The 8,678-nt window shown below is 64.4% G+C and carries 11 protein-coding genes and 1 pseudogene; 9 read left to right on the top strand and 3 right to left on the bottom strand.

What is annotated here, in order from left to right:
• The 5 genes from EOA33_RS15145 to EOA33_RS15125 all read left to right on the top strand — a co-directional run.
• The coding region (locus tag EOA33_RS15145) for an NAD(P)H-dependent glycerol-3-phosphate dehydrogenase (RefSeq protein WP_127405973.1) at positions 1–728 on the top strand (728 nt) is incomplete at its 5' end.
• A gap of 19 nt (positions 729–747) precedes the next feature.
• Complete coding sequence (locus EOA33_RS15140) at positions 748–1,044, top strand: YciI-like protein (RefSeq protein ID WP_126057513.1); 297 nt, start codon at positions 748–750, stop codon at positions 1,042–1,044.
• A 109-nt stretch (positions 1,045–1,153) separates the two neighbouring features.
• Complete coding sequence (locus EOA33_RS15135; protein ID WP_127405972.1) at positions 1,154–1,579, top strand: EVE domain-containing protein; 426 nt, start codon at positions 1,154–1,156, stop codon at positions 1,577–1,579.
• Positions 1,534–2,232, top strand: coding sequence for a methyltransferase (locus EOA33_RS15130; RefSeq protein ID WP_190234277.1), 699 nt, complete (start codon positions 1,534–1,536; stop codon positions 2,230–2,232). Before EOA33_RS15135 ends, EOA33_RS15130 begins: the two co-directional genes overlap by 46 nt.
• Positions 2,233–2,313: 81 nt before the next feature.
• Entirely contained in the window at positions 2,314–2,730 is a 417-nt protein-coding gene (locus EOA33_RS15125; protein WP_126057510.1) for a DUF1761 domain-containing protein, read from the top strand.
• A 138-nt stretch (positions 2,731–2,868) separates the two neighbouring features.
• Here the strand turns inward: EOA33_RS15125 and gcvA are convergent, their stop codons facing one another.
• Positions 2,869–3,789 (bottom strand): transcriptional regulator GcvA, encoded by a 921-nt coding sequence (gene gcvA, locus EOA33_RS15120; protein WP_126057509.1) that lies wholly within the window; start codon positions 3,787–3,789, stop codon positions 2,869–2,871.
• Positions 3,790–3,919: 130 nt separating this feature from the next.
• On the opposite strand from gcvA, the gene EOA33_RS15115 reads away from it, so the two are divergent.
• On the top strand, positions 3,920–4,174 hold the full coding sequence (locus EOA33_RS15115; RefSeq protein WP_126057508.1) for a hypothetical protein: 255 nt from the start codon (positions 3,920–3,922) through the stop codon (positions 4,172–4,174).
• A gap of 59 nt (positions 4,175–4,233) precedes the next feature.
• On the opposite strand, the gene EOA33_RS15110 is transcribed toward EOA33_RS15115, so the two are convergent.
• Positions 4,234–4,770, bottom strand: coding sequence for a L,D-transpeptidase (locus tag EOA33_RS15110; RefSeq protein WP_189347350.1), 537 nt, complete (start codon positions 4,768–4,770; stop codon positions 4,234–4,236).
• Positions 4,771–4,914: 144 nt separating this feature from the next.
• Between EOA33_RS15110 and EOA33_RS15105 the strand changes: the two genes are divergently transcribed.
• The 3 genes from EOA33_RS15105 to EOA33_RS15095 all read left to right on the top strand — a co-directional run bounded on the left by EOA33_RS15105 (position 4,915) and on the right by EOA33_RS15095 (position 7,458).
• Complete coding sequence (locus EOA33_RS15105) at positions 4,915–5,598, top strand: response regulator transcription factor (RefSeq protein ID WP_126057506.1); 684 nt, start codon at positions 4,915–4,917, stop codon at positions 5,596–5,598.
• A 224-nt stretch (positions 5,599–5,822) separates the two neighbouring features.
• On the top strand, positions 5,823–6,278 hold the full coding sequence (locus EOA33_RS15100; RefSeq protein ID WP_126057505.1) for a cyclic nucleotide-binding domain-containing protein: 456 nt from the start codon (positions 5,823–5,825) through the stop codon (positions 6,276–6,278).
• A 166-nt stretch (positions 6,279–6,444) separates the two neighbouring features.
• Positions 6,445–7,458 (top strand): hypothetical protein, encoded by a 1,014-nt coding sequence (locus EOA33_RS15095; protein WP_189375365.1) that lies wholly within the window; start codon positions 6,445–6,447, stop codon positions 7,456–7,458.
• Positions 7,459–7,523: 65 nt separating this feature from the next.
• Here EOA33_RS15095 and EOA33_RS15090 read toward each other — a convergent pair.
• A pseudogene (locus EOA33_RS15090) lies at positions 7,524–8,329 on the bottom strand (exodeoxyribonuclease III).
• Positions 8,330–8,678 lie beyond the last annotated feature (349 nt).

Below are 8,678 nucleotides of genomic sequence, written 5' to 3'. Positions count from 1 at the left end.
GCATGCTGACGGCCGCCAGCGACTATGTGCAATCGGGTGTCCCGCTGGTTCTCTGCGCCAAGGGCATCGAGCGCGACACCGGCGCGCTGCTGTCGGCGATCGTCGAGCAGGCTTTGCCTGGGAATCCGGTTGCCGCCCTGTCCGGCCCGAGCTTCGCCACCGATGTCGCCCGTGGCCTGCCGACGGCCGTGGTAGTCGCCGCCCGCGAGGCGGAGCTGGCAGCCGACCTTGCCGCCCGCTTCTCGGCCGAGAACCTGCGCTGCTATTCAAGCGACGACCTTGTCGGCGTCGAGATCGGCGGCGCGCTGAAGAACGTCTTCGCCATTGCCGCCGGCGCCGTCACCGGCGCGAGGCTCGGCGCCAGCGCGCAAGCCGCCATGGTGACGCGCGGCTTCGTCGAATTGCGCCGCATCGGCGCCGCCTTCGGCGCCCGGCCAGAGACGCTGATGGGGCTTTCCGGTCTCGGCGACCTCCTGCTCACCTGCTCGTCGGCGCAGTCGCGCAATTTCGCCTATGGGCTGGCGCTCGGGCAGGGCAAGCCGCTTGCCGGCCTGCCGCTCGCCGAAGGCGTGCCGACGGCGGCGATCGCCGCCCGCCTCGCCGCAGAGCGTGGCATCGACGCGCCGATCATCACCGCCGTCGCCGCGATTCTCGACGGCACCGTGACCATCGGCCAGGCCGTGACGGCGCTGATGACGCGGCCGCTCAAGACCGAAACCGACATCTGAACCATCGGAGTTTTAGACCATGCTGTTTGCGTTGATTTGCAAGGACAAGCCCGGCAGCCTGCAGTTGCGGGTCGACACGCGGCCGGCGCATGCGGCGTTCCTGGAAGGCCTGATCAGCGAAGGAAAACTTGCCTTTGCCGGGCCCTTCCTCGACGCTGACGGCAAGCCCGACGGCAGTCTGGTCATGATCGAGGCAGCAGATATGACGGCGGCGCAAGCCCTGGCGGCCAGCGATCCCTATGCCAAGGTCGGCCTGTTCGAAAGCGTCGAAATCCGCCCGTGGAACTGGGTCTTCCAGAAGCCCGCCGGTGCTTGATCGTTCGCTTGGCGCGCCCCTCTCCCCGCGAGAACGGGGAAAGGGTAAGGGTAGTGGGAGCGCGAACGCTTCATTGTAGCCAACCGACAATGGCAAGGGGACAACTGAGATGAACTACTGGCTGTTCAAATCCGAACCCTCGGTCTTCTCCTTCGAGGCGCTGAAGGCCAAGGGCAAGGCCGGCACGCAATGGGATGGCGTGCGCAACTATGCGGCGCGCAACAACATGAAGGCGATGAAGATCGGCGATCTCGGCTTCTTCTACCACTCCAATGAAGGGCTCAACATCGTCGGCATCGCCGAGGTCTGCGCGCTTGCCCATCCCGACACCACAACCGATGACCCGCGCTGGGAATGCGTCGACATCCGCGCCTTCAAGGATGTGCCGACCCCGGTCACGCTTGAGCAGGTCAAGGCCAATCCCAAGCTCGCCGACATGGCGCTCGTGCGGCTCGGGCGGCTTTCCGTGCAGCCGGTGACGCCGGCCGAATGGAAAGAGGTCTGCCGCATGGCCGATCTCTCGCCGGCGCCGTGACCAGGCTGACGCCGAAAAGCGCGAAGAAGTTCATTCTCGACAACACGGCGCTGATGGCGCCGCCGCATGTGCCGGAAGTGTTCCTGCATCTCGCCGACGAGGCGCATGACCTTTGGCTGCGCACGGAAGAGGAACTGGCTGCGATCGGCCTGCCGCCGCCGTTCTGGGCGTTCGCCTGGGCCGGCGGCCAGGGCCTTGCCCGCTACGTGCTCGACCATCCCGAAACCGTTCGCGGCAAGCGGGTGCTCGACTTCGCCTCCGGCTCCGGCCTGGTCGCCATCGCCGCCGCGAAGGCCGGCGCAGCGGCGGTTATCGCCGCCGACATCGACCCGTTCTGCGAGACGGCGATCGCCCTCAACCTCGAGGCCAACCGGGCCGAGGCGGAATTCCTCGGTCAGGACTGCGTCGGCGCCGACATGGGCTGGGATGTCGTGTTGGCCGGCGACGTCTTCTACGACAGGTCCTTCGCCGACAGGCTGCTGCCCTGGTTCCAGGCGCTGACGGCGCGCGGCGCCGACATCCTCGTCGGCGATCCCGGCCGCGCCTACCTGCCGAAGAAGGGGCTGCAATCGCTCGCCGTCTACCAGGTGCCCGTGACGCGCGTGCTGGAGGATGCCGAGGTCAAGCGCACCACCGTCTGGCGCCTTGCTTGACGGCAGCGCCGAACAGGCGTTCCATCGCCGCGATTTCAAAGAGGGTGCATGTTAGAACGACATGCATCGGGAGGGGGTCGAATGGATTTCTCTGCGGTGAACTGGCTGGCGGTGGTCGTTGCCGCCGTGGTGGCGTGGCTGTTCGGCGCCGCCTGGTACACGACGCTCAGCAAGCCGTGGCTCAAGGCGGCTAAGCTCGATCCGGCGACGATGAAACGGTCGCCGCTGTCGTTCATCATCTCCTTCGTCGCCGAGCTGGTCATGGCAATCGTGCTGAGCCTGGTCGTCGGCGCGATGACCGGCGGCGAGCCCAGCCTTGTCGCCGGGCTGATCTTCGGCTTCGTGCTCTGGCTAGGCTTCGTCGCCACCACGCTGTCCGTCAACCACCGCTATGAAGGCTTTGGCTGGGACCTGACGCTGATCGATGCCGGCCATTGGCTGGGCGTGCTGCTCCTCATCGGCGCAGTGATTGGCTGGTTCGGCGCGCCGGCCGGCTAGGGCGAGTTGAGATTCAGGTCAGGACGAGCCAAAAGTGGCGGGTTCAGAGAACCGGAGCGTACTTGAAGTACGTGAGCACCGGAAGCGCAGGAACCCGCCATTTGCAGGCCGGCATCACCTGAATATCAACTCGCTTTCTCAGGTCGGCGTCTTCGCCGCTTCCTCGATAAGCCATTCGCGAAAGGCGGCGACGCGCGCGTCGTCCTTCACGGCCTCCGGATAAACCAGGAAATAGGCGAACTCCGGCGCCACCTTGATGCCGAGCTCGAAGGGTCGCACCAGACGCCCTTGCGAAAGGTCATTGGCAACCATGGCGAAGTCGGCCAGCGCCACCGCGTTGCCGTCGAGCGCCGCCTGCGTGGCATCGGTCGAGGACCCGAATACAAGCGTGCGGCTGTCGTCGAAATCGTCGACGCCGGCCGCATGCATCCACATGCTCCAGTTCGGCCACGTCACGCCCTGGCGCGACCAGTCGATATGCGCGAGCGTGTGGCGAAAGAGGTCGCGCGGCTCGTTGAGCGGTGGGCCGGACGCCAGCAGTGCCGGGCTGCACACCGGGATGATGATGTTGTCGAACAGGCGATGCGCGGCAAGACCGGGATATTTGCCGGCGCCGAAGCGAATGCCGATATCGACATCGTCGCGCTCGAAGTCCCTGACATCATAGGTGATGTCGAAACGCAGCTCGATGCCCGGCTTCCGCTGACGGAAATCGTCCACGCGGCGCATCAGCCACTTCGTCGCGAACTGGGCGTCGAGCGTCACCTTCAGCAGCGCCGTGCCGCGCGTCATCTTGCGGGCCCGCGACACCGCCCGGTTGAGCAGGTCGAGCGCGTCGATCGACGCCTCGAATAGGACGTTTCCGGCCTCCGTCAGCCGGATGGTGCGGCTGGTGCGGATGAACAGCGCAAGGTCGAGCTGGTCCTCGATTTCCTTGATCTGGTGGCTGACCGCCGCCGGCGTCAGGCCGAGCTCGTCGGCCGCGCGGGTGAAATTGAGGTGCCTGGCCGCCGCTTCGAACGTCCTCAGGGCACGCGTTCCGGGCAGCAGGCGGGCCATTCGATCTCCAAATAAAACTTGATGATCAAGCAAGAACTACTCGTTTCCTGTTTATTTTTCAATCCGGCATGATTGCAGCATCGAAGCACTATCAAACCGGATTTGACATCCGGAGAAACCGGATAGAGCCATGACCGAGATCGTTCTGAAGTCCCACGCCGCCCTAAATTCCCGCTCCGGTATCGCAGTCTGGCTGCGCGCCACCCTCGATTGGCTGCGTCAGGCGCGTGTCGCTGCCCAGCTTCCCCTCGAATCCATCGAGGATCTCTCCGACGACCTGCTGCGTGACATCGGCGCCGAGCGCCGGGACGTCGCAAAGGCTGTGGACCGGCAGCTCCGCGAAATCGGGCTGCTCGGCACTGGCTGGCAGCAGCCGAGAAGGTAAGGCAGTAGGGATTAGGCAGTAGGGGAAAGAGGGCATAGCGCCCTACTGCCTAGTCATCCCTACCTCACCACCCTCACCACCGTCCGATCCGAAAGCAGCGGCAACAGCCGCGCCATGGTGCGCGCCGTCACCGCCACGCAGCCTTGTGTCGGTGTGAAGCCGGGCCGCGCCAGATGGAAGAAGATGGCGCTGCCGCGGCCGCGCCGCCGCGGCGCGATGTTCCAGTCGAGCACCAGGCAGGCATCATAGAGCCGGTCATCACGGCGCATCCGCTCGTGGCTGGCGCCATAGGGAATCTTCACCGGGCGATTGTAGTTGCGGTCGTCGGGCACCTCGCACCAGCCGAGATCCGGCCCGATCGGCGCCATCGCAAGCCGCGTCCTGCGGCCGCCGGAAAAATGATCGTCGCGAAAATAGCCCGACAATATGCGCATGGCGCCAAGCGGCGTCGCGCCGTCACCTTCGCGCTTGTTCGCCGAAATGCCCCCGCGTCCCAGCGCGCAGGCGAACACCAGGCTGCCCGCCTGCAGCAGCCCCTGGCTGGGATGGCCGGGCCTGGCGCGCACGCTGAGCACGGCGAGGCCTTTTGGCAAAATTGCGCCGGCTGCATTGCATGGACGTTTTTTCTTGTATGATCGTGTCACGGAACAAATCACTGTGATCGGCTGTTGTGCCGGTCAGCTTCCGCATAAATGGGGGACGGTCAACTGAATATACTTTTTAAAACAACGGATTGATCCATGACCTCACGCACCATACTGATCGTTGACGACGATGACGACCTGCGCGGCACGCTCGTCGAGCAACTGGCCCTCTACGAAGAGTTCGACGTCCAGCAGGAAGCGACGGCCGCGAAAGGCGTCGCCGCGGCGCGCGGCGGCCTTGTCGACCTCCTGATCATGGATGTTGGCCTGCCCGACATGGACGGCCGCGAGGCGGTGAAGATCCTGCGCAAGGGCGGCTACAAGGCGCCGATCATCATGCTGACCGGCCACGACACCGATTCCGACACGATCCTCGGCCTCGAGGCCGGCGCCAACGACTATGTGACCAAGCCGTTCCGCTTCGCCGTGCTGCTTGCCCGCATCCGCGCGCAATTGCGCCAGCACGAACAGAGCGAGGACGCCACCTTCTCGGTTGGCCCCTACACCTTCAAGCCCAGCCAGAAGCTCTTGATCGACCAGCGCGGCGCCAAGGTGCGACTGACCGAGAAAGAGGCGTCGATCATCAAATACCTCTATCGCGCCGAACAGAAGGTGGTGACGCGCGACGTGCTTCTGGAAGAAGTCTGGGGCTACAATTCAGGAGTCACCACGCACACGCTGGAAACCCACGTCTACCGGCTGCGCCAGAAGATCGAGCGCGATCCTTCCAATGCCGAAATTCTTGTGACAGAAAGCGGCGGCTACAAGCTGGTTCCTTAAACTTTTCATGATCCAATGAGCGGTCAGGGCGGGGCCGCTTCGGAAGCGATCCTGGTGCTGGAGGGTGGTTGGATCGGCTCCGATGCGCATCGGCCAAAAATCGGAATCGATTTTTGGCGGGCACGATGCGTAGACTCAAAGGATGTTGGAGCGTCCTTTGCGCGTCCAGGAGGACGCCGCGCTCCAAGGGAGGGACTGGACTGACCGCTCGGGGACATAGCTAGATGGCGCTGGATGACGACATCCGCATCCTGTCCGCCGTGAAGCTCTTCGAGGGCTTCACGCAGGAGCAGTTGCGCCTGCTCGCCTTCGGCGCCGAAACCACGCTGTTGCAGGCGGACCACAAGCTCTACCGCGAGGATGACGCGGCTGACTCGGCCTATATCGTGGTCAGCGGCCGCATCGCGCTCTATCGCGAGCAGAATGGCGAGCGCGTCCCGATCGGCACCGCCGGACCCGGCACCATGCTGAGCGAACTGGCGCTGATTGCCGACACCAACCGGCTGACCAGCGCATCGGCCGCGGTCGACTCTGAAGTGATCCGGCTCAGCCGCAAGATGTTCCGCCGCATCCTGGAGGAATATCCGGAGATTGCGGTGCTGTTGCACGAGCGCATCCTGGAGGAATTCCAGCAGATGATCAGGCGCATCGAAAAACTGGGGCCGCGTTTCACGGGGTAGACGAATCGCACCTGGCGTTGATCATCCGGCCCCGAGGGCGAGGTTCCGTTGACAGGCAAAAGGTGAGATCCTACAGGACTCGAGGATGGGCCGCGTAGCAGGAACCGACACCACCGAGCTCCTGGGGGGAGCGGGAATGCCGCCAGCGCGTTACGAGACGATTATCTTGTATTCACGCAAGGACGCGTTCGGCGACGGCTTGCTGCGGATTCCGGCCTTGCGAGCGGCGAGAACGGCATTTCCCGACAGTTTGATCGTGTACGGAACCACCCAGACATGCACGCTCGAAACCGCCGTCAATGACCATGTCCGCCACCTGGTCGATACGATAAGGGCGCAGACGCCCTTGGCGCATCTGGTCGCCAGTCATCGCAAGGGCAAAGGGCAGCTGGCCATTGTCGATTTCCGCATTGTCGCGCCCTGGCTGGTTCAAACCTGGGTATCGCTGCTCGGCCGCGGCATCGTCTACGAAGCAAATTTTCCGGCGTTCGCTCTTTCCTGGCCCCCCGGCCATGGACCCGAAACACGACCAGAGCACAATGCATGGCGCTACCACCGCCTTGTCGAACGCCTGGCGGGAAAGCGGTTGCCTTTTGACCATCGGCTGGAGCCGACTGCGGCCGCGCGTGCGGCGGCCAGGCGCCTGGCCGGCAAGCATGCTCCATTGGTCGTCATCGCGGCCCATGGCGATGGCAACAAACGGATGACAGCGGATCAGGTTGTCGCGATATCCGACAGTATGATCGGCGATGGCGCCAACCTCATCTATGTGAAAACACCGGGCGTCGGCCCAGACATGGCCGAGTTGGCGCAACGCGTGCCGAAATTGCGGCTCGTCGATTCTGGCGCGGCGCAAGATATTCCTGTCAGCGACATCCTGCTGGCGCTCGGGGAACTCGCCGATCTTTACATTGGCGCCGAAGGCGGCACGGCGCATCTCATGGCCACGGTGATGACGCCGATGGTCATCGTCAATAGCGGTGCCAACATGGCTCGCTGGCGACCGCTTTCGAACAGCGTGGACGCGGTGGAAGCGCGCCATGAAAGCCCGACCGGCCTGGTCGCCGATGTCCCGGCGCCGAAAATCATAGAAGCCGCCCGGCGGATGCTGGCGACGCGCCGCCGGGATCACCCCTGTCTGATGGGGCATGCGGACGAACAGGAGGCTCTGCCCGCGTAGGTTCCGGAACGGCGCGCCCAAGAACGTCAGGCCCCGTGTTTGAATCCGTCCGGCTGCGGCGGACTTCAATCCAGATCGAACCGCGCAATCACCGGCACGTGGTCCGACGGCCGCTCCCAGCCGCGCGCCGGGCGCAGGATCTCGTAGCCGGTGAAGCGCTCCACCAGGTTCGGCGAAGACCAGACATGGTCAAGCCGCCGGCCGCGGTCCGACGCTTGCCAGTCCTGCGCGCGGTAGCTCCACCAGGTGTAGAGTTTTTGCTCGGCAGGCACGTTGAGCCGCATCAGGTCGACCCAGTCGCCGGCGCGCCGCATCGCCTCGAAGCTTTCGGTCTCCACCGGCGTGTGGCTGACGACGTTGAGCAGCTGCTTGTGCGACCAGACGTCATGCTCCAGCGGCGCGATGTTGAGGTCGCCGACCAGGATCGAGCCGGACCCGGCGTCGTGCTCGGCCCGTACACCATTCATCTCGGCGACGAAATCCAGCTTGTGCCTGAACTTGCGGTTGATCTCCGGGTCGGGCTCGTCGCCGCCCGCCGGCACATAGAAATTATGCAGCAGGATCGACTTGCCGCTGGCGCTTACCCTGACCGAGAGGTGTCGGCTGTCGTCGATCTCGCAGAAGCGGCGCTTTTCAACCAGCTCGATCGGCCGCCGCGCCACCGTGGCGACGCCGTGATAGCCTTTCTGGCCGTGGAAGGCGATGTGCTCGTAGCCGAGCTTGCGGAAGGCCTTTTCGGGAAAAGCTCGTCCGGAACCTTCGTCTCCTGCAGACAGAGCACATCGGGCGCGTATTCCAGAAGCAGGCGCTCGACGATCGGCATGCGCAGCCGCACCGAGTTGATGTTCCAGGTGGCGATGGAAAAGGGCATGCGGCGGGGTCCGGCAAGAGGTCGCCGAACTACTGCCAGCCGCCAGCCATAAAAACAAGCCGGCGACAATCGCCGAGGCGCTCGCCGCCCCTCATTGCCCGGCCGGGCATTTCTGCCCGTAAACGGGGAGAAAGAAGCCGGCCGCAGCCTTGGCACTCATTCTGCAACGCTGGAGATTGGCGAAACCGTCGATGACGGCGTCCCTTCTCCCCGTTTACGGGGAGAAGATGGCGGCAGCCGGATGAGGGGCGGCGCCGACGCTCGCAAGAGCACTAAGACGAAGGAAGTTATCTTGTCTTCGTATTCACCTCACGGTTCGCCGTGTAATCTATGGCGAAGGTGTCGGGAG

Source organism: Mesorhizobium sp. M4A.F.Ca.ET.050.02.1.1, assembly GCF_003997725.1.
GTDB lineage: Bacteria > Pseudomonadota > Alphaproteobacteria > Rhizobiales > Rhizobiaceae > Mesorhizobium.
This window is presented reverse-complemented; position numbering and strand designations above follow the sequence as displayed.